Here is a 20,027-nt window from a genome sequence, read left to right on the forward strand (position 1 = left end):
ATTTTTATCTTTTAATTCAGCTCCGAACCCCCTCTTTTCTTTCTTCGGCGGCGTTTACGCTTTAGTGCGGCAGGCACATTATCTGCCTGCCATTCCGGTTTGAGAAGTTCCTCGAGAACCCTGATCGAAACCCCATTTGCAAGAGTTTCAAAAACTCGCATCTCCTGTTCAGCAGTCTCACTGTCCCGCACGTTTATGGTCCCGTAAATCTGTTTCGTTTCTGCTGTTCCAGGACAGCGTTCGAGCATGCCTTTTGCACTGTATCTTTTTCCCAGCGCGCTGCCGTTTATGACACACTTTGTGACGTGGTCGACATAGGTTATCCCATAAAGTTTTCCTGTCTCACTCTTTCTTAAGACCGCATCAATTCCCTCTTTTCCAAGCAGAGAAGCCAGCCTGTCCATATCCATATTTTTCTTCAGAAAAACAGCATCCACCGCACTTCTGATCCGCTTCTTTTCAAATGCCTTTTCGCCGCTGTTCAGCACGTACCGCTTCTCTAAAAAAGCAAGCGTCGGCTTCATGGCAAAATCGCTCGCCTTGATGGGCACTCCCAAGGATTTCCCTTCTTTGTCCAGTATGCGGTAGACCAGTCCTCCCGTCTTAAAAATCCTTGAATCTTCACTCCCCCTGTCCGCCCTTATATGATAGAGCTGCAGTACGGCGTTTAGCTCGGCCAGCGAGCTGTATCTATAGCTCAAAAGCACCGAGGAGAGCACCCCCGACATGGCTCTTTTGGACTGCATTCTGCCATAAGAAACCTTACAGGCAGACACAGGTTTTATAAGCGGGATCTCAAGAGGCTTCTGTGCTTCCGCCCTTAGCAGATTGAACTGTTTTTCAATTTCTCTGCGCGCCTTTTCCGACTGGTTCTTTCCAATATTCTGCATGTCGATCCTAGAGCCGTCCTCCCGTACTTTTATCGATACCAGATGGATGTGCGGATGCCCTGCGTCATCATGGCGATACACCAGATAAGGCTGCCCGCCGAAGCCTATCTTCTGCATATAGGCATCGGCAATCTGCAGCAGCTTTTCATCGGCATATTTTTCAGAGGGATGGAAGTTCAGCGAGATGTGCACGCTGTTTCTTTTCACGTTGCCGTTAAGGGCATTCTGGTTCAATAATCTATTCAGTCTCATGAGTGCTGTAAGCTCATTCGCGGCAGCAGGATAATTGCCTTCCCCTATGCACTCGGCAGCGCCTTCCTTGACCTTGTTCTCGTTGTACTGGAATATGCTGCGCACCGAATGCCCGGTCTTTATGACTGCAACCATCTCGAGGTTATTTCGCTGGCCAGTTTCTGGATATCCGACACCGTTAGCAGCAGCCGTTCGCGCTGCGCTTCGGTACTTAAAATCCAATGCCTGAACTCGGGGATCTGCTGCAGGGTATGGAGCTTTCTGACCGTCTGGTTGAAGTTGTTCCCAATGGCGCCCAGCTCTTTTCTCAGACGTATGAACTCGAGCATGAATTCATCCAGCGAAGCGTCACGATGCTTGACCGTAACGGGTTTATGCAGCAGGCAGCTTCTGAGGTATTCGCTCATCTGCCTACAGGTGGTTGCCTTGAATCTCCTTTCCAGCGATTCATATTCGCTGGCGGTAAAGCGCACCGCGGCTATGCGGGTTCTGTTTAAAATCTCTTTTCCCATCTTTTTTCCCTTTCATTTCTTAAACACTTTTCCTTTCCGTTTCACTGCCCGCGAGTTCCGAGCTTGGGGAAGCCCGATGCGTTTGTTTAACAAACGGACATCTGGCCGACTGCAGGAACGTGGCAGTCCAGCTGCTTTATCAAAGCGAACCTGTTTTAAAAGCTCTTTTTAACGGATTGCGTTAGCGAAAGTAGAAAACACTTGTGGACTGCACCTATCCCGTCCATATTTTGAACGGGGTGTTGTAAGCGCTTCTGACTATCTTTGAATCATTAGATTATTAACTTAAAAACGCAGAAATTATGCTGACAGAAAATGATGCCGCCCTGGTATTCGATACCATATTGAGTACCCCGGGCATGAACGAACCGGTGAGGATTGATCTGAAGATTTCACGAAAAAATGTGCTGCTGCTGAGCCATGCCATTGAGCGCGGCCTGCTTAAAAATGACGGCAGTCCGTCGGTGCTGCTGCAGCGCACGGCAGAAGAAAATATTGCCGAACTCAAAAAGCTTTCCGCAGACTGTCTGGCCAGGGCCGGCCTTACCGAACTGAACGAGAAGCTTGCCGGTCTGGGAGCAGAAAAAAAGAGGTAAAAAAAGGAAAACAGAAAGCCGTTAACGAAATTGCTAACGGCTTATTTAATTTATCAAAGGCAGTCTGTTTTATTGCTGCAGGCAGAGCAATTCCATTGCTTTTTTTATGCTATTTTTGAATAAACATTCCAATGCCCTATGAGCCCAGAAGAATTAAAAGCCTTTGAAGAAAGACAGTCCGAAATGCAGCAGACCCTCGAAATATTTGACCTCATCTGCAGCAGGCTCAACCTGAAATACGGGGAGTTTCATATTCTTCAACAGACGATCTGCCGACTATGAGATTCTTGATGTTGAGCAGGCCATTACCATACACTTTTAGTTTCTGATACGAATGCCTATACAAAACAAAAAAACTCCCTTAAAAAGGGAGTCCTTAGGCGGCCGGCGGTTGCCTGAAAAGTATACGGCAATTAACTAAATCATTTGGGACAGAACCTCCAGACGAACCCCGCCGGTCCCCTGTTTTTTCTGACTGATTCTACAGCATCATTACCAGTATAAAGACAAATTTACGGCAGTCTAAACAGTCTGCCCTTACAGCATCTTCCGATAATCTTACAGCATTCCAAGTCTGTACTATACAACTCGAAATAATAAATAAAACAGAAAAAGAAAAGGCGCTATAGAGCGCCTTCATCCGCAAAGGAATAGTAGGCCTCTGCCGTTACGATCAGATGGTCCAGCAGTCTGATGTCCATCAGCTCCCCTGCTGCTTTGATCTTTCTGGTAATGCCCTTGTCGGCTTCTGAAGGGGCTGTCTTTCCAGAGGGATGGTTGTGGGCAATGATAAGCCCCACGGCATTTGCTTTAAGGGCCGCGGCAAACAGCAGCCTGATGTCCACGACAGTTCCGGCAATGCCTCCCGAAGAAGCCTGGTATATGCCCAGCACCCTGTTGGACTGGCTCAGCAGCAACACTTTGAACTGCTCGATGAATTCAATCTTGTCGGGATCCCAGCAGTCCGCCAGAATCCCGTAGGCGGATTTGGAAGAAGTGATAAGCGGCCTTTCGGAGCTTTTGATTCTGGTTCTGTATACAAGGTCGATTTCCGATACGGTTTTCCAGCTGCTGTTTTCATTTGCTTTCATGGCATTTCAATTTTAAGGTTAATAACAGCACCTGCACCGGGCACAGGAAAGCGAGCGCAGAAAGCAACGCAATAAAGCAGGATGGATGTCCTGCATTTATGGGGGAATTTTTTGCGGCGAACCGAAGTCCTGCGCCCGAACTTTGTGGTGGAATTAAACTCAAAAGGCTTCTTCCGCACTGCACGGCACAGGCTGAAAGCTATTGTGGAAAAAGTAAAATGCCGTACTGGAAAGCATGGCAGGGCGGCTTAAAAAAAATAGTCGCAGGGCAATGGGCTGGGTATCAAAAAAATGAGGGCTGAAAGAGCCGGATTACATGCGGAACGGAGGTCAAACGCTTCTAAAAACCTTGCACGATGCTCTGTTTTTATCTAATTTTGCGCCATGAATTACGAAGATATCAAGCGCCATTTTGAGAGCCATCCGCCACCCGAGGAAGTGCAATGGACCGACTGGGCCTACATAAGCGACACCCAGCTTTTCCTTAAAAGCTGCTACATCGGCATCCGCAACTTTAACGGTTCTCCAGACCGCTGTCCTGCCTGGTGGCATCTCAGGGATTTTTATCTGCTGCTGAAAAAAATGCAGCAGAGCCCGGCTCCGGCAGAAATCCAGACCGAAGAACCTGCATCTGAAGAAAATGCGGCTGGGAAGACCGCCTCTGAGCCAAGCGAGCAGCAGCCGCAGGCCGAAATCTGACCGCTGCCGCCACACTGCATCATCTTACCTTTTACCCATAAAAAAAACAGCCCCGCACATGAACTGCGGGGCTGTCTGCTTATAGAATTTTATTGTTTTCAGGTGAGAAGAAACCTTGTTTTATCTCTTGCAAGCGTGCTCCAGCCGATGCTGAAAATATCCAGAAGCAGCTTTTTAAGCTCCTGATAGGTGCCCGGCTTGACGGCATAAAAATCAGCGCCGAGTTCGTAAGACTTATCAATGATGTAGTTGCTTTTGCTGGTGGAGAGCATGATCACTTTCAGCGCTTTAAAAGGCATGGCTCCTGCCCTTATCTCTTTGAGGCATTCCAGTCCGTTTTTGCCCGGCATGTTGATGTCCAGAAACAGCAGTTCGGGAATCTCTGACATGGCCTGATACAGGCTGTGGAGCAGCTGCTGCCCATCCTCTGCCTGCTTTACCTTAATGGCAAGATCAAGCTCGCTGACAGCATCCATAAAAAGAATTCTGTCATCCTCATCATCATCTGCATGATAAATGATTTTGTGGAAATTCTGTGTTTGTAGCATCGTTTTCAAATTTAGCGCAACTCAGAAGACAAGCTTCTGGAATCCGCAAAAGTTATACTAAAAAAAATTAATACAAGCCTCTGTAAATAGATAAACGATCGAATTATGTCCGCGTGCGGCTGGTGAAAAGCAAATATACGGCTTTTTTTTTAAAGTGCTGCAAGTGATCAGAATCAGCACAGCCTGCTAAAAAACATAATCGGATGGATGCCCTTACTTAGGCCCTCCTGCAGCAGAGATTAAAATCGGAACTTGCATTGCCTCCCAGCCTCCCCTTACGCCATCGATGGGAAAAGAAAAGCCGATTAATTTTGCTTTCCGTTTTCTCACCGCTGCATCTGATGAAGAACAGCAAGACACTTCTGAAGCTTCCATTTTTGACCTACAGGAAAGCTTAAAAACAGCACCTGATCCTTTTGAACAAAGTGATGCCTCAGGGCAGGATCACTGGGAAATTTTTAATAATGCTGCCGATTCGGACTATCCAGATGCTGCTGGGGCGATACAGATAAAAATGGGCCGGAGTCCTGGGAATGATATAATAGATCGCACATTCACTTCAGATCAGTTTGCAGCTGTAGTTTAACCTTCTTTCCGGTTTTCCATGCCGTCGATGATTTTGCCTACTTCGGTCTCGGTGGCTTTAAGCCTGCCCTGGCAAAAGGCGATAAGCTCAGATGCCTTTTTTACTTTGGCCGCCAGCTCGTCCACTGAAATGGTTTCACTCTCTATTTCTTTAGAAATGGCAGTAAGCTCATTCCAGGCCAGCCTACAGAAACACAAAAATTATGTGAGAACTTAAAAAAAGAAATCAGTTCCATTTTTTCTGCATCTAAGCAGACTTATGGATCCTCCCGTATCGCTGAAGAGCTTCAAAAAGCAGGTTACCTAATATCTTACACGGCTGTATTTGAACATATGAGAGAATTAGTGATATATGTTTCGATTAAAAAAAATACCCCGGCAGTTAAAAATCAAGCAAATAATACAACTAAAAATGATTAAAAAATTTCTGAAAAGTTAAAAAAACAAGGCCAAGAGGTTTATACCCAAAGAATAGAATTTTTAGAAATAAATTTAGTACTTTTTACATCTGAATTATATTCAATAACTTATGGCTAAAGAGCGCCGAAAATTTGATGCTGCCTTTAAAATAAATGCAGTAAGTTTAAGTTTCGAAAAAAAATGTTTAAAAGACTTTGCTGAGGAACTTAAAATCAATCAAACTGTACTGTCCAGATGGCGTGCAGAGTACAAAAAATTTGGCACAGGGTCTTTTCCAGGCATTGGTTACGCAAAAGTGCACCCAGACAATAGAAAACTTTACGAGCTTGAAAAAAAAAGTAAAAAATCGGATATTAGGCTGGAAATCTTAAAAAAAGGAACGCCTTACCTTTTTAAAGGCAAACTGAGAGTCTACGCATTCATAAAAGATAACGAAAACAGGTACACCATTGAACAGATGTGCGAGATTCTGGGGATATGCAAACGCATGTATTTCAAATGGAAAAAAAACGGCATACCCAAAAAACATCGACACGTGGCACTTTTGAAAGAAGAAATTACTTCTATTTTTTTAAGTTTCAAAAAAGAGTAAGGCAGGAATAAGATAGCTAAAGAACTTAACAAGCGCGGATTTAAGATAGCTCCAAGACAGGTATCCAATTACATGCGGCTGCTCGGATTACGCAGCAGATCAAAAAGGAGATTTAAGGTAACAACAGATTCTAAGCATAATTATTTTACAGCTCCCAATATTTTAAACCGGAAGTTTAAAGCAGATAAACCCTCTCAGGCATGGGTTTCAGATATAACTTACATTCAGACTAAATCAGGATTTCTTTACCTCACAATCATTATGGATTTGCATGACCGGCAAATAGTCGGCTGGAGTCTTAGCGGCAGTCTTTATACTAAAACTACCACTTTGCCGGCTTGGGAAATGGCTGCGGCTAAACGCAAAGTATTAAATGGAATGATATTTCATTCTGACAGAGGTGTGCAATATGCCAATAGAGCTTTTACAGCACAACTTAATTCCTATAACTGCATAAGAAGCATGAGCAGGAAAGGCTGCCATTTAGACAATGCAGTTGCCGAAAGTTTCTTTAGTACATTTAAAAGGGAACTGATCTATCCAAAGACCAAGCTGCTGAATCAAACAGAACTGAAAGAGGAAATAGCTGACTATATAGAAAACTGGTACAATAAAAAAAGGATACATTCTACATTGAATTACAAAACTATCGAACAGTTCAATGCTTGTGAAAACATAGTCTAATATTCTGATCAGGCTAAATATGAAAAAAACAATTAACGTGTACGATCCCTACTTTAAGGTGAACGCTGTACTGCAGAGTTACAAAAGTAATAATTTAACGAAACTCGAACAGGATCTTGGAATATACGAAGGTGCGCTGAATAATTGGCGCAAAATATATAGAAAATGCGGCCCGGAGGGTTTTTCAAAAAATTTTTCTTTAAAAAACAGAAACGAACATCACAAAGAATCGCAGCTTGAAAAAAAGATAAAAAAATCAGAATTAGAATTTGAAATTCTACAAAGAGCAGGGGAACATCTTATGCATGGAAAACCAAAAATCTTTCATTTTATGAAAGACAATGAAAAAAGATATTCTATAAGAAATATGTGTAAAGTTTTGGGCATTCACAGATGCACCTATAGAAGATGGAAAGACCAGTATGATACAGAGCAAAAAAGAAAAAAGCTAATCCAAAAAGAAATAACTGCAATTTTTTTTGCCGCTGAGAAAAGGTATGGAAAGCAGAGAATTAAAGTAGCTCTGCAAAATTCGGGCTATCAATTAGCCGTGAAGACAGTTGGCAATTACATGAAAGAGCTGGGTTTATACTGCCAAATAAGTGACAAAAGCAATAATTTTAAAGAAGCAGCAAAGCATCTGTAACCATTTATTTCAATACTTGTCTCTATGCCTAGTGTTGGGGTACTATTAGTGGTACAATTAGCGTAGTTGAAACAAAAATGCTTAACGATGAATGAATGCACATTACAAGGGAATAAAAAACAGAAATTTTGAGCCTTTTAAAATACATGGCAAATGCATCAGTCAGAAATTCTTCAGTAATAGCCATGCAGAATTATAATGCCATAATTTCTTATGGTGGTGCTTTGGAATTTACATAGACATATCGTTTATTTTATTCAAACCTAAATAGCTGACTGTCATTCTATTACAGCACTAACTGCAACAAGAATTTCCAAAAATTATGAGAGCAATAATTAGCAGAACATCAAGTCATTAGTTAGTATCTTTTACTTTTAATTTTACTTTTAATTTTAATTTTAATTTTACTTTTAATTTTAATTTTAATTTTACTTTTAATTTTAATTTTAATTTTACTTTTACTTTTACTTTTACTTTTACTTTAATACTACTTAATAAAAATAGCCAGCCAAAAAGCAGATTTAGTGAATTATCGCTAAATACAAGTCATATGAGCGCTGTAGAAATGTTTTAATATAAATTGACTAATTCCGGGCGATGCAATAAATATTTCAGGCTATTCTTACAAAAAGCTTATGCGATCCAGATGGAGTGAATTCATATTGCATAACCAATTTTACGAATGGAAATTTATTGTAATGATTATATAGCTTCCACTATTGGCACTAAATTTATACTCATTTTAAGGTTTCTAAATTATACTTATAACAATATTTATTTTTCAATGTTTTCACTGGTATATATATCTGACGAACTCTTCTCTTTTGTCATAAGGAATATCGTAATTAAGAGATTTTAATTCCATTGTATTCCAAGATTGCCACTCAGTGACAAGTTTTTCATTCGTTATTTTATGATGGTCTAAAATTTCTTTTATAAAATAATCTTTTAATGGCATATCTAAAAGCCTTTCAATTCCATCCTTTGTAAGTGCTATTTTGTATTCCAACTCCTCTTTTTCATTGATATAAAAAGTAAACAGCCCTCTGTCCCAAGAACTCAAATATTCTAAATCTCCATCATCATCGTATTGAGTAGGAACAAGATTATCATCTTTCTCATATTCAAATATCATGGACATCATGCGTTCATTTACCCACTGATAAAAAACTTCTGCCCCGTCCAGTAAATCTTTTTTCTCTTTTTCTAAATCCCACCATTCTTTTTCTCTAACCTCACCATTAGGATAAATTTCAATCTGATATTTATTAAATTTTTTGCTAAGGTGATTTACATTGCTATTATATTTATTGCGTATTGACTCAATTAAATCACCAATAGCAACAAATCTTACCCAAAAAAAAACTGCTGTATCCTTATAATCTACATATTCAATTTTATCATATCCGATAGTTCCCTCATTAATACTTAAAATAATATTAATTTTTTTCCAATTCTTATCTGATAGTTCTTGGACTATTTCATTGTAATTCAATATCATATTTTTTTATTTACATAGTGGAGCTGATACTTTTTTGCACAGAAAGCTAAGATAAATATTAAATAAATTTATCCATTCAACTATGTTATTTTTTTTCACAAAAATTAGGGAGAAATAAATCCATTTTTAGCTTCAGCAGAACAATAAATATGTGCACACAAATTTTTTATTTCCATCAAAATTTAACAACATTAATCATCAAATTTTGACCTGAATAATCTCAAAACCAATATTTAATTTTGCAAATTGCAACCTAATATTTTGTGGTTCGATTTTTTCACGAGAAATCCTTAGTCTGTTCAGAATAAACAGTCTTAAAGTGGCTTTATCTGAGATTTAATCGGAGCTGAACGATGGTTCGAAGTCCCGTCAAGGATATAGCGTTTTTGTATTTATCTTAATAACAAAATCTTACTGCAGAAGTTCTTCTAATTTAGTTTTTAAAATATCTTCATTTTTGATGACCGAAATATGACGCTAACATATTATAGTTCTCATCGAAAATAATAAATGACGGAGTACCCTGCAATTGATTGAGCGTAAATGTTTCGGGTATTACAGGGGTTTGAGAGCAATACTCTCTTATTTTCGATATTATAATCTCTTTTTCTTTTTCAGAATAATTTGTAAAATTAGGAATGGCATCACAAAATAATTGCATCTTATTTGAATCAAGCAATTCTTCACTAGGCGTCATTCTTAAATTTTTTAATTGAAAGATTGCCTAAATTCTAATGGAGAAACGGTCACTTGGTTTTTAAATAAACGATGAAACGATTGCGGATATTCAAAACCCAATCGGTACGCAATCTCAGATACCGACATTGAAGTCGTAGATAAAAGTTCTTTTGCTTTTTCTATTACTCTATTTTGGATATGCTGTTGAGTTGTCTGCCCAGTCTGTATACGTAACATATCGGAGAGATAATTAGGGCTTAAATGAAGCTCTTTGGCTATATTCGCAACTGTCGGAATTCCATTTGCTGTCAAATTATCATTTTTGAATGAATCATCTAAAAGGGCTTCCAATTTAATAAGCAGATAATAATTTGCTTTCTTCCTTGTCAAAAATTGACGGCTGTAATAACGGTCGCAGTATTTCAAAAGCAATTCAATATTGCTTATCAATAAATCCTGGGTAAAAGCATCCATGTTATTGTGGATTTCTTTACCAATATTTTCTATTATCTGCATGATAGCTTCTTGTTCTTTTTCAGAAAGATTTAGCGCTTCATTGACGCTATAAGAAAAATATCCGAATTCTTTGATTTTTACAGCCAAAGGATAATGGTATAAAAAATCAGGATGCACGGCCAACACAAATCCTTTTACATCATTTAGCAGAATATCTTCAAATTGTAATACCTGATTCGGAGCGGTAAAATACATGATTCCCTCATCGAAATCGTAATACTGCTGACCATACTTGAACTTCCCTCCTGCACAATCTTTCTTTAAGGCAATAATATAAAAGTCAGAAATAAAAGCGCTTAAAATGGTCTCAGATTCCAATTTTACATCATCAAAACCAAATACGCTAACCAGCGGATTTAAAGGCTTCTTTAATCCTAAAAATTGATGGAGCGCATTAATGGATGGTATTTTTATAGGAGTGCTCATTATAAAAATTCGTTCTTAATCTGTTTTATTCCCTCTTTATAGCTTGTTACAGTGAAATCTGGAAAACGCTTTCTAAATTTTGAATCGTCAAAAACATTCGCTTGTCCGTATCTTGGAAGCAGTTCTTGCAGTTCTTTTAATTTTTTATTGAAAAACGCTCCGATTGCAAATACAAACTTTGGAATAACTTTATATTTTAATTCTCTTCCATAAATTTTAGAAGCTAGTGCAATGAATTCTTTATAATTAAGATGGCTTTCATCAACAGGCAAATGCCATGTTTGTCCAAACGCGTCTGGCGTATTGCCTATTAATGCCGTGGCACGACTTGCATCTGGTGTCCAAATCAGACTTCGCTTTTTAGTGTCGCTCAAAGGTACTTTTAGTTTTTTATTTTCTTTAATTGCATTAAAAATCAAAGTATTAGTGATGCTCTGCGTTTTGGCGGGTCCGTAAAATTCAGGCGCACGACAGATTACCGCTTCTAACTGACCTGATTTTATTTCGCTTAAAACCATTTCGGCCATTTCTTTCCTGATCTTTCCTTTTCTTCCCACAGGTTCAAAGGCAGTTTCTTCCGCAAGCACTCTACCGTCTTGAGGATACATATAGGTATTGTCAAAAAATACCAGTTTCGTTTTATTGATTTTACAGGCTTCAATAACATTTCCTAAGATCAGTACAAATTGTTTTTCCCACAAATCAGTATCCATCGGAAGTCCTAAAGTAAAATATGCGATTTCACTTCCCTTCACCGCTTCTATTGCTTTTTCTTTAATCGTTAAATCTGCCGAAAAAACAGTATCTGTATCATTTACGTTTTGCGCTTTTCGACTTACAATTCTTATATCTGAAGTATATTTTTTTTTCAGTTCTCTTGCCAATTCTTCACCTATCTGCCCATTGGCTCCTAATATTGTCTGCATCTTATTTAGCCTTTTTTTTAAATTGCTTCATTATCACTTCTGCTATTTCTTTTGAGCTGAATGGATTCTGTCCGGTAATTAAATTTCCATCTGTAACCACATAAGAAGTCATCGGAATAACTGCCTTCTCATAAGCAGAACCTCTTTCTTTTAATGCTGCTTCTAAATTAAAAGGCACGATTTTTTTTCTTCCGGCAAGACTTTCTTCAAACCAATTGAAACCTGTAATCTTTTTATCTTTTATCAAATATTCTCCATTCGATAATTTTACATTTAAAAGTCCTCCAACGCCGTGGCAGATTGCGGCAACCATTTTTCCGATTTCATACTGCTTAGCAATACTATTTTGCAATGTTTTATTATCTATAAAATCAAACATCGTTCCATGTCCGCCGGCTAAATAAATCAAATCAAACTTTTCATTAGAAACATCATCCAGACTTTTACTATTTTTTAATAATTCGCGAAAAAAAGATTTGCTCCAATATTTCTTTGAAATTTTATCAAGCATAAAGAATTTTAAACTTTCAGGATCGATAGGTACATCACCGCCATTGGGACTGGCGATCGTTACTTGATAACCTTCTTTTAGAGCCATATCATAAATATGGGTAAGTTCACTTAACCATAAACCTGTCTTAAGATCGCTTTCTGCGTACGTATCTACATTGGTCACAACAATTAAAATATTTAAACTCATAATATTTATTTTAATACTGCAAATTTCAATTTAGTTCATCTGATAGCAGTATCTAAATTACGGAAAATTGTAACCATATCTCTAAAGTTATCCTATTTTAATGAAGAGCAATTTTTTTTCTAAAGCAATATTAAATCAAAATAATTTTTCCCTTGATCTTTAACAGAATATCCCAAACCAAATTGTTTAAGCCATACAAAGACAGGCTCTACACATATTATAGTAAGACAATCTCATCAGATCTTCCATAAAATGGTTTGAAATTTGTCCTGTAGTGCCACTTAAAGCCAAAAGACTCCAATTGAATACAATTGGAGCTTTTTTTTATATACGCCATTACCTGCGATTCGAGTCGTATTCCAGTGCTAGAGAAAAACTAAGAAAAAATGGAAGGCACTGAAAAAACTAGTAAATACAAAAATTTTGTTAAAGAGACAATAGTCCTATAAATGAAGTATTATATCCTATAAATGTACTCCCAAATGTTTCTTATTTTGTAAATAATAAATTTATTAAAGAACGATTAATTTCATATAATACGGCGATTAAATAATGCAAAAAATATAAAATATATCTTTTCAGCTACTTCATTACTTGCGATAGCTAAATAAAGGTCAATTTAAAACACTTATACTCTTATTTGTTCATTTATTACTTTTCGACAAATTCGATAACCAAATTGTAAAAGTTGTACTTAATGTTTCTGTAATTTATCTTTAAAAATATGATGTCCCCCTGTATCAGTAAACAATTGACAATCAAAAATATTCATATCTGAGTTTCGGAACTAAATTTTTGAATTGATAAATAAAGCAAAAAAACGATGACCCCTATTAATGCCATAATCATATCTGAAGAACAAGAAACTTTTCAAATCTTAAAAAAATTTGAGGAAGAAAACTCCATTATTGAAATAATTGCTAACGCTGATTGTATAAAAAACGGAATACTTTTAATAAAAGAGAAAAAACCAGACCTTATCCTTTTAGATATTGTTTTTAAAGACAATCTGTTTTTTGAAATGCTTGAACAATTAGAATTCAGCATTCCCAAACTTGTATTTATATCCGCAAATAAAGATTATGCTGTTAAGGCCTTCAAACACGATGCCGTTGACTTTTTACTGAAACCAATTGATTTTAATTCGATAATAATGGCTGTTTATAAAGTAATTAAAAGAAGGGAAATGGAACGCTCTTATCAGCATCAAAAAATTAACAATATAAATATTTCAAACACTGTTAATCAAAAAAATGACTACGTTGCCGTTGCATCTTTAGAAAAAATAGAACTCATACTAATGTCAGAAATTACTTTTTGCAAGGCAGATGGAAAGTATACCGTTTTTATCCTGTCTAACGGAACCAAAGTAATGTCAAGCAGAAATCTGGGTGAATACAGCAACATTTTGGATAACAGTTATTTTTTCAGAATACATCATTCTTATATTATCAATCTTCGGCATATTGCTAAGATTTCAAAAAAAGATGGTTATTTCTGCGAACTTTCGAATGGATTAATTTTACCTGTTGCCAAAAGACGGCAAGATGACTTTAATAAATTTATAAAACTTAAAGATTAAAAAGAGTTTAAGTTAACTTCAATAACTAGGAAAATGAATACCAATAATATTTCAGAAAGCAACGCTGCAAAAGAGAAAAATAATAATGCCCCTTATTATTATGAAGAACCTTTACATGATCTGTGTAAAATTTTAGATTTTTCGATGGATCTGATCTGCTCTTGTGACGAAGCGGGAAGATTTGTATGGGTAAATAAAGCTTCAGAACGCATTTTAGGATATAAGCCTGAAGAGCTGCTTGGCATCAAATACAGTGATTTTATATTTTATGAGGATGGTGCTGCTCCGACAAATGAAAATTTTGATTTTAAAAGCGGAACACATGCGTCTATATTTGAAAAAAAGTTCATACACAAAAACACAAATATTATCTATTTGCAATGGTCTGCTGTACAGGATGATGTTAAAAATTTATGCTACTGCATAGGGAGAGATATTACTGAGAAAAAAAATATAGAAAAAGCGTTCGAGACCGAAAGGCTGCAATTTTTTAATATATATTCGCAGGCACCTTCCTATATGGGAATTTTAAATGGTCCCAATCATGTTTATGAATTGGCAAATGAACTTTATCTGCAATTAATCGATAAGAGGGATATTATTGGGAAGGCCGTAAAAGAAGTTTTGCCAGAACTTGAAACGCAGGGAATTTTTGAAATTTTAGATAATGTATATCAGACAGGCGAAAGCTTTTGTGCCAATGAAATGCCCATAACATTTGATCGCTATAGCGACGGGAAACTAAAAGATGTTTACTTAAATTTTATTTTTCAGGCTCGAAGGGATGTTAATAATGCTATTGACGGAATATTTATTTTTGGCAATGATGTAACAGAACAGGTTCTATCGCGAAAAAAAATTGAACAAAGCGAAAAAATGTATAAAGATCTAATCCATAAGCTGCCGGTTGCCACCTACTCCTGCGATTCTGAAGGACGGATAGTGCTCTATAATAAAGCTGCAGCAGCATTATGGGGCAGAGAGCCTGAATTAGGAAAAGATTTATGGTATACTTCATGGAATAATAATGATAATAAAAAAAAGCATGCTGCGCCTCTGAACTTATGTTCGTTGGCCGCAGCGCTAAAAGGAGGGGATCCAATCCTTAGTAAGGAAATAATTATAGAACGCCCCAATGGAGATAAGCGCAATGCATTGCCGCACCCAGTTCCCTTTCACAATGCTGATGGCGAGATAACAGGAGCAGTTATAGTACTTTCTGATATTACAGAAATAAAACTGGCACAAAAAGAACTAAGAAAAAGTGAAAAAAAATACAGGTATCTTTTTGACAACAATCCAATGCCAATGTGGATTATTGATTTAGCCTCTTTTAAATTTCTGGATGTAAATAAAATGGTAATTCTGCAATACGGATACAGCCGTGAGGAATTCCTTTCTATGACTGCTTTGGACATACGCCCAAATGATGATAAAATTCATTTCATAAAATCGAGTGATACTTCACATATTAATGAATCGAATTATAATAGGGGAATTTGGAATCATATAAAAAAAGATGGAACTATTGTTCCGGTTGAAATTATTGCCCATAATATTGTCTATGAAGGAACTGCTGCAAGATTAATTCTTTCTAATGACATCTCTGATCGCAAAAAGGCAGAAGCAAATTTGGAAAAAAGAAATCGGGAGCTTATCAAAACCAATTCGGAACTGGATCGATTTGTATATAGTGTATCACACGATCTGCGTTCACCTCTAACATCTATTCTTGGGCTAATCTCTTTTATTGAAACAGAAAGCAGGGAAATTGATACTCTAAAGCATGCCGAACTGATACGGATCAGCATCAATCGTTTGGATGAATTTATAAAAAATATTTTAAGCTATTCGCGTAATAACCGTACAGGGATTTTACCGGAGCAGATTTCGCTAAATGAAATGATGCTCGATACAGTAGATTCGCTTCAAAGAATGAAAGAAGCAAAAGGGATTCGTTTTGAAATTGAAATAAAGGAACAAAAACCTTTTTATACAGATAAGCTTCGATTTACAACCATTATAAAAAATCTAATTTCCAACGCCATAAAATACCATAAAAAAGACGAAGCCGACCGATTTGTAAAAATATTTGGATATTCAGATCATGAAAATCTCCATTTTTCAATTGAGGATAACGGGATAGGAATTGATCCTGCATATCATAAAAAAATATTTGAAATGTTTTTTCGTCTTTCGGGCAAAGACGGCTCAGGTATTGGCTTATATATCGTTAAAGATGCTGTAGAAATATTGCAGGGCTCTATAGAAGTGCAGTCAGAAAAAGAGATTGGAACCAAATTTAATATCACTTTAAAAAATTTGAAACCATGTTAAAAGAACTAAATCCAAAATTTGAAACAGTTATGATTATCGATGATAATCTGATAGATTTATATATCATCTCACGGATGGTTACGCAGAATAATTTTGGGAAAAATGTGCTGCATTATACAGAGGCGCAAGAAGCTATGAAATATCTGCAGGAGAATCAGGACAATATTTCCAAATTGCCTCAAATAATTTTTGTAGACATTTATATGCCTTTAATGTCCGGATTTGAATTTATGGAAGCATATGATAAATTATCAGCTGCTCTAAAAAATTATTGCAAAACCTATATCATATCCTCAACAATTGATAATGAAGATATCGCACGATCAAGCAGTAATACAAATGTGGTTTCTTTTCATGTAAAGCCGATTACCAAAGAATTTCTTGACCGAATTATTTAGGAGAAGTCACGGCTAATATTAATTCTAATAATTGAATTAAACTAAATCAGACTTTTATGCTTCACCACTAAGCTGGCGATGTCATAGTGCTTTTAGCAATTACTACAATTGCTACTTAAACTGTGATAAATATATCTCATCCTTACGCTCTAAATTTCACAAACTCCACTCAGAAATTCAGTATCATAATTTTCATAGCTGGAATTTACTGCAGTAAACGGTTATACCATATAAATACCGGTTATTACTTCTCCCTTTTAATTTTAAAAGCATCCCTGTTAATTTGCATATACAATCTTAAAAAAGAATGTTTTGCACAATCTGATAAATGCTTTTCGTTTACTCCAATGATAGTCCAACCTACAAATCGCCGTCCTATTCATTTAGCGCATGCACCAGTTGAAACTTTTATTCGCGCAATGCTTTTTTTATTATTTACAGCAGATCTCGTAATGGGCCGCTATACGATTTTCAAAAAAATAGCCTTTAAAAAACTTGTACTGATAACTAAATCATAATAAAGATGGAAAAAAAGGTACAATATCCTCATTGCATAGGCACGTCAATAAAAAATAAAATTAAAAACATTAGAGAGTTAAGAAATTATACCCAGCAATATATGGCTGATCAACTTGGCATTACCCAAGCTGGTTACAGTAAAATTGAAAAAGGAAAAACTATTGTATCATACTCTAAATTGCTAGAAATTAGTGTGGTCCTCGAAGCTAGCATAGAAGAGATAATAAATTTTGACAGTCAGGGATGTATTAAAAGTTTAAATACAGTTAAAGATAATAACATAGATTCAAATGATAGCTGTAAAGCTCTCAAAGAACTTTATGAGGACAAAATAAAACTTTTAGAAAAGCTTTTAAATAAAACTGAAGATGAATTAGAATACTATAAAAACAGATTGGGTCTAGTATGAAATTGCAGAATTGATACCTTTTTGCCACAAAAAGTTAAACATTTTCCCGGTAAAGGAAACAATAAACAAGGGAAAGACAATGGACACCACGATAATAGGAACCATAATGGAATGGTAAAGGAAAAAAACGGGAAACATTAATCCAAAAGAGGCTTACAAGCCTCTTTTTTATTTATTTTCAGTACGAATTGATAAAATTATTAATGGAGAATAATCTTTTCTTAGAAAGAATTGTTTACAAGATTGATTACCTATTAATTTGACTTCATACTTTTATTTTCATCAAAATTAACAGTATTAATCATCAAATTTTGACCTGAATAATCTCAAAACCAATATTTAATTTTGCAAATAACTCAATTAAATCTTCCTTTAAACATTGGGTTAATATTATGATTTAATACTTGAAATTGATCCAATAACAAATTAGAGAAATCATATTCTTTAACATTTTTTAACATTAACCCCTACGATACATACAAACCGCTTCAAAACAAAAAATTAAAATAATTATCTTACAAATCAATCGAAAAATAAGCCAATTTATTTAAGTCGTTCATAAAATGGTTTGTAAAATGTTCAGTAAGGGTCACTCTACGATACAAAAACATCCATTAAACACTTACAAATAACTGATTACCTTTTAGTTTTTTTTATATAATATAAATAACGAAAAAGTCAAATTAAAAATAAATCCCGAGAAAGCACACAAAATGTTAACAGACGAAGGGATGAATGTCACATAGATGAAGCCGCTTAGATGCTTTCAGCATTTTAAATAAAAAATGCCTTAATTAAGTAAGGCATTTTTTTCTTTAAATTTTAGCAGAGAGGAACTAAATTCTATTCCAACGATATTCTATTGGCGGCATCCCTCTTTTTTTGGTCAATTACCTTCGCATATATCTGCGTTGTCTTAACACTCTTATGGCCAAGCATTTTAGAGATGGTAAAAATATCAGTTCCCGCACTCAGCTGTAATGTAGCATAAGTATGCCTGAAGCAGTGAAATGTAATATGCTTATTGATGCCTGACAATGCCACCCATACAGGAAGCGCGCGGTCAACATCCCACTTGTTTAAATCCTTAAATACCTTCTCATTTTCTCCCCGTCTCTTGCCAAGCAGTTCGAAAGCTTCATCGGAGATCGGTATGGATGCCGCACCTTCTGTTTTTTGCTGCCTGAAAATGATATAGTGGCCGTCCCCCTCAATGTAGTGCAGTTCTGACCAGGTCAGCTTGGCAATATCGGAATACCTTACACCTGTAAGAACAGAAAACATGGAAATTCTTCTTACAATCAATTTCGGGCAGGGAGTTGCAAACAGCCTTCGGGTTTCCTCAAGAGTCATAAAATTACGCTGGGATTCCATTTCCTTTATCGATCCTATTTTTGCATTGATATCTGTTTTAAGCTTATCCTCTCTATAGGCTGCTTTCAAAGTAGTTTTAATCTTATTATAATAAGAAAGAGCCGTATTGCGTGAAAGCTGTTTTTTATTCTTTCTTAAACTTTTAGCTTTTAAAAGATAATCTCTATAATCTTCAATTAAAGAAACTGTTACCTCTTTAAATGATAAATCCCTTCCCTTTAAAAAAGCTTCAAAATGAATAATAGCACAGGCCCAGATTGATAAATTGTTCCCAACCTTTTTATTTCCTAAATTTTTATAATACTGCAGAAAAGATTCATTCCCCACTGCCTGAATTGCCAGCTGTTCTTTTTCAAATGCTGAATAAATTTCACTTTTATTTATTTCATTCTGCTTTCTTGCTCGAATGAGTTCAGCGGTATGGAGGTTTTCGGTGTTGCTCATTTTCTCATACTGATCAGCGGGCTTCTGGTAAAGATACAGCTTCAAAAATTCCCTTCTTGAGAAGCTGTTGGTTTTCGAATCCCAGAATGGAGGATAATAATCAAGGTAAAGGGAAAATCTGCCTCCTGAAATCGCTTTCTTTCTAAGCGTGATAATACTTTTATTCATGATCAATACCTTTTAAATAGACATCTAAATCCTTTTTCTTTACATAAGAATAATTACCAGAGGCGTACTTCTGTATGCCATATTTTTTAATAATAAAATATAATCCGCCGGCGCTTATATTGTACGCAGCCTGAGCCTGAGAAATGGTATAGCACTCATCCAGATCAAAATCAATTCCATTTTTGACAGCATCTTGTGTCTGGGTCTTCTGAATAACAAATAAACTGCTTATGCTGTCTTTTGATACCAGAGTTCTCCGCCCAAGTTTGACAACATCTAAATCATTTCTCCCGATCATTCTGAATATTGTCCTTCTGCTGATTCCAAAAATCTGGCAGCACTGCATTACGGTAAAAAAATCCTGCTTTTGGAGCACCTCCAAATCATAGCTTCTTATCCCTTCAGACACCTCTTCCGGGACATCGTTAGTCATGTCTCTTTTTCTGGCCTTGTAGCTCTTACTCCCGCATTTATTGGAGCAGAAGCGGGTTTTAATTGTCTGCGCGATAAATTTATTGCCGCAAAATTCGCAGA

21 protein-coding genes and 1 pseudogene are annotated in these 20,027 nt (G+C 36.4%); 10 read left to right on the forward strand and 12 right to left on the reverse strand.

Annotation, left to right across the window (positions count from 1 at the left end):
* Positions 1-11 precede the first annotated feature (11 nt).
* Together M0M44_RS19000 and M0M44_RS19005 are read right to left on the reverse strand one after the other, a co-directional pair.
* The gene (locus M0M44_RS19000) at positions 12-1,277 is read right to left on the reverse strand and encodes a relaxase/mobilization nuclease domain-containing protein (protein WP_248727105.1); all 1,266 of its coding nucleotides are present in this window, start codon (positions 1,275-1,277) and stop codon (positions 12-14) included.
* A complete protein-coding gene (locus M0M44_RS19005) occupies positions 1,262-1,654 on the reverse strand; it encodes a plasmid mobilization protein (RefSeq protein ID WP_248727106.1) in 393 nt (130 codons plus the stop codon). The genes M0M44_RS19000 and M0M44_RS19005 overlap by 16 nt, the downstream gene beginning before the upstream one ends.
* Before the next feature lie 302 nt (positions 1,655-1,956).
* Between M0M44_RS19005 and M0M44_RS19010 the strand changes: the two genes are divergently transcribed.
* Entirely contained in the window at positions 1,957-2,250 is a 294-nt protein-coding gene (locus M0M44_RS19010; RefSeq protein WP_248727107.1) for a hypothetical protein, read from the forward strand.
* Positions 2,251-2,873: 623 nt separating this feature from the next.
* Here M0M44_RS19010 and M0M44_RS19015 read toward each other — a convergent pair.
* Positions 2,874-3,341 (reverse strand): JAB domain-containing protein, encoded by a 468-nt coding sequence (locus M0M44_RS19015; protein WP_248727108.1) that lies wholly within the window; start codon positions 3,339-3,341, stop codon positions 2,874-2,876.
* A gap of 384 nt (positions 3,342-3,725) precedes the next feature.
* Here M0M44_RS19015 and M0M44_RS19020 point away from each other — a divergent pair, with 384 nt between their 5' ends.
* Complete coding sequence (locus M0M44_RS19020) at positions 3,726-4,040, forward strand: DUF6965 family protein (RefSeq protein ID WP_248727109.1); 315 nt, start codon at positions 3,726-3,728, stop codon at positions 4,038-4,040.
* A gap of 98 nt (positions 4,041-4,138) precedes the next feature.
* On the opposite strand, the gene M0M44_RS19025 is transcribed toward M0M44_RS19020, so the two are convergent.
* Entirely contained in the window at positions 4,139-4,588 is a 450-nt protein-coding gene (locus M0M44_RS19025; protein WP_248727110.1) for a response regulator, read from the reverse strand.
* 286 nt (positions 4,589-4,874) lie between these two features.
* Between M0M44_RS19025 and M0M44_RS19030 the strand changes: the two genes are divergently transcribed.
* Positions 4,875-5,174 carry a hypothetical protein gene (locus tag M0M44_RS19030; RefSeq protein ID WP_248727111.1) on the forward strand — a complete coding sequence of 100 codons (300 nt, stop codon included), beginning with the start codon at positions 4,875-4,877 and terminating at the stop codon, positions 5,172-5,174.
* Here the strand turns inward: M0M44_RS19030 and xseB are convergent.
* Positions 5,171-5,371 carry an exodeoxyribonuclease VII small subunit gene (gene xseB, locus M0M44_RS23955; RefSeq protein ID WP_420842743.1) on the reverse strand — a complete coding sequence of 67 codons (201 nt, stop codon included), beginning with the start codon at positions 5,369-5,371 and terminating at the stop codon, positions 5,171-5,173. The two genes, M0M44_RS19030 and xseB, sit on opposite strands and share 4 nt — an antisense overlap.
* On the opposite strand from xseB, the gene M0M44_RS23960 reads away from it, so the two are divergent.
* From M0M44_RS23960 to M0M44_RS19045, 3 genes and pseudogenes are all read left to right on the forward strand, one after another.
* Complete coding sequence (locus M0M44_RS23960) at positions 5,345-5,593, forward strand: IS3 family transposase (protein WP_420842787.1); 249 nt, start codon at positions 5,345-5,347, stop codon at positions 5,591-5,593. The genes xseB and M0M44_RS23960 overlap by 27 nt on opposite strands.
* A 109-nt stretch (positions 5,594-5,702) precedes the next feature.
* Positions 5,703-6,869 (forward strand): annotated as a pseudogene (locus M0M44_RS19040) (IS3 family transposase).
* A gap of 19 nt (positions 6,870-6,888) precedes the next feature.
* Positions 6,889-7,515 (forward strand): IS3 family transposase, encoded by a 627-nt coding sequence (locus M0M44_RS19045; protein WP_248727113.1) that lies wholly within the window; start codon positions 6,889-6,891, stop codon positions 7,513-7,515.
* A 790-nt stretch (positions 7,516-8,305) separates the two neighbouring features.
* Here M0M44_RS19045 and M0M44_RS19050 read toward each other — a convergent pair.
* The 5 genes from M0M44_RS19050 to M0M44_RS19070 all read right to left on the reverse strand — a co-directional run bounded on the left by M0M44_RS19050 (position 8,306) and on the right by M0M44_RS19070 (position 12,262).
* A complete protein-coding gene (locus tag M0M44_RS19050; protein ID WP_248727114.1) occupies positions 8,306-9,010 on the reverse strand; it encodes a hypothetical protein in 705 nt (234 codons plus the stop codon).
* 457 nt (positions 9,011-9,467) lie between these two features.
* On the reverse strand, positions 9,468-9,713 hold the full coding sequence (locus M0M44_RS19055) for a hypothetical protein (RefSeq protein ID WP_248727115.1): 246 nt from the start codon (positions 9,711-9,713) through the stop codon (positions 9,468-9,470).
* Between the two features lie 11 nt (positions 9,714-9,724).
* Positions 9,725-10,636 carry a helix-turn-helix domain-containing protein gene (locus M0M44_RS19060; protein WP_248727116.1) on the reverse strand — a complete coding sequence of 304 codons (912 nt, stop codon included), beginning with the start codon at positions 10,634-10,636 and terminating at the stop codon, positions 9,725-9,727.
* On the reverse strand, positions 10,636-11,562 hold the full coding sequence (locus M0M44_RS19065; protein WP_248727117.1) for an NAD-dependent epimerase/dehydratase family protein: 927 nt from the start codon (positions 11,560-11,562) through the stop codon (positions 10,636-10,638). Before M0M44_RS19065 ends, M0M44_RS19060 begins: the two co-directional genes overlap by 1 nt.
* 1 nt (position 11,563) lies before the next feature.
* Entirely contained in the window at positions 11,564-12,262 is a 699-nt protein-coding gene (locus M0M44_RS19070; protein ID WP_248727118.1) for a type 1 glutamine amidotransferase domain-containing protein, read from the reverse strand.
* An 823-nt stretch (positions 12,263-13,085) separates the two neighbouring features.
* Here M0M44_RS19070 and M0M44_RS19075 point away from each other — a divergent pair.
* The 4 genes from M0M44_RS19075 (at position 13,086) to M0M44_RS19090 (ending at position 17,507) form a co-directional block, all read left to right on the forward strand.
* A complete protein-coding gene (locus M0M44_RS19075; RefSeq protein WP_248727119.1) occupies positions 13,086-13,844 on the forward strand; it encodes a LytR/AlgR family response regulator transcription factor in 759 nt (252 codons plus the stop codon).
* A gap of 33 nt (positions 13,845-13,877) precedes the next feature.
* Positions 13,878-16,181 (forward strand): PAS domain-containing sensor histidine kinase, encoded by a 2,304-nt coding sequence (locus M0M44_RS19080; RefSeq protein ID WP_248727120.1) that lies wholly within the window; start codon positions 13,878-13,880, stop codon positions 16,179-16,181.
* Positions 16,175-16,579: a response regulator gene (locus M0M44_RS19085; RefSeq protein WP_248727121.1), complete on the forward strand. Its 405-nt coding sequence runs from the start codon at positions 16,175-16,177 to the stop codon at positions 16,577-16,579. Before M0M44_RS19080 ends, M0M44_RS19085 begins: the two co-directional genes overlap by 7 nt.
* Positions 16,580-17,102: 523 nt before the next feature.
* Positions 17,103-17,507 carry a helix-turn-helix transcriptional regulator gene (locus M0M44_RS19090; RefSeq protein WP_248727122.1) on the forward strand — a complete coding sequence of 135 codons (405 nt, stop codon included), beginning with the start codon at positions 17,103-17,105 and terminating at the stop codon, positions 17,505-17,507.
* An 843-nt stretch (positions 17,508-18,350) separates the two neighbouring features.
* Here the strand turns inward: M0M44_RS19090 and M0M44_RS19095 are convergent.
* Together M0M44_RS19095 and M0M44_RS19100 are read right to left on the reverse strand one after the other, a co-directional pair.
* Complete coding sequence (locus tag M0M44_RS19095) at positions 18,351-19,493, reverse strand: site-specific integrase (RefSeq protein WP_248727123.1); 1,143 nt, start codon at positions 19,491-19,493, stop codon at positions 18,351-18,353.
* Entirely contained in the window at positions 19,486-19,926 is a 441-nt protein-coding gene (locus M0M44_RS19100; RefSeq protein WP_248727124.1) for a helix-turn-helix domain-containing protein, read from the reverse strand. Before M0M44_RS19100 ends, M0M44_RS19095 begins: the two co-directional genes overlap by 8 nt.
* Positions 19,927-20,027: the final 101 nt, after the last annotated feature.

Origin of the sequence: Flavobacterium humidisoli (assembly GCF_023272795.1) — a bacterium.
Taxonomy (GTDB): domain Bacteria; phylum Bacteroidota; class Bacteroidia; order Flavobacteriales; family Flavobacteriaceae; genus Flavobacterium; species Flavobacterium humidisoli.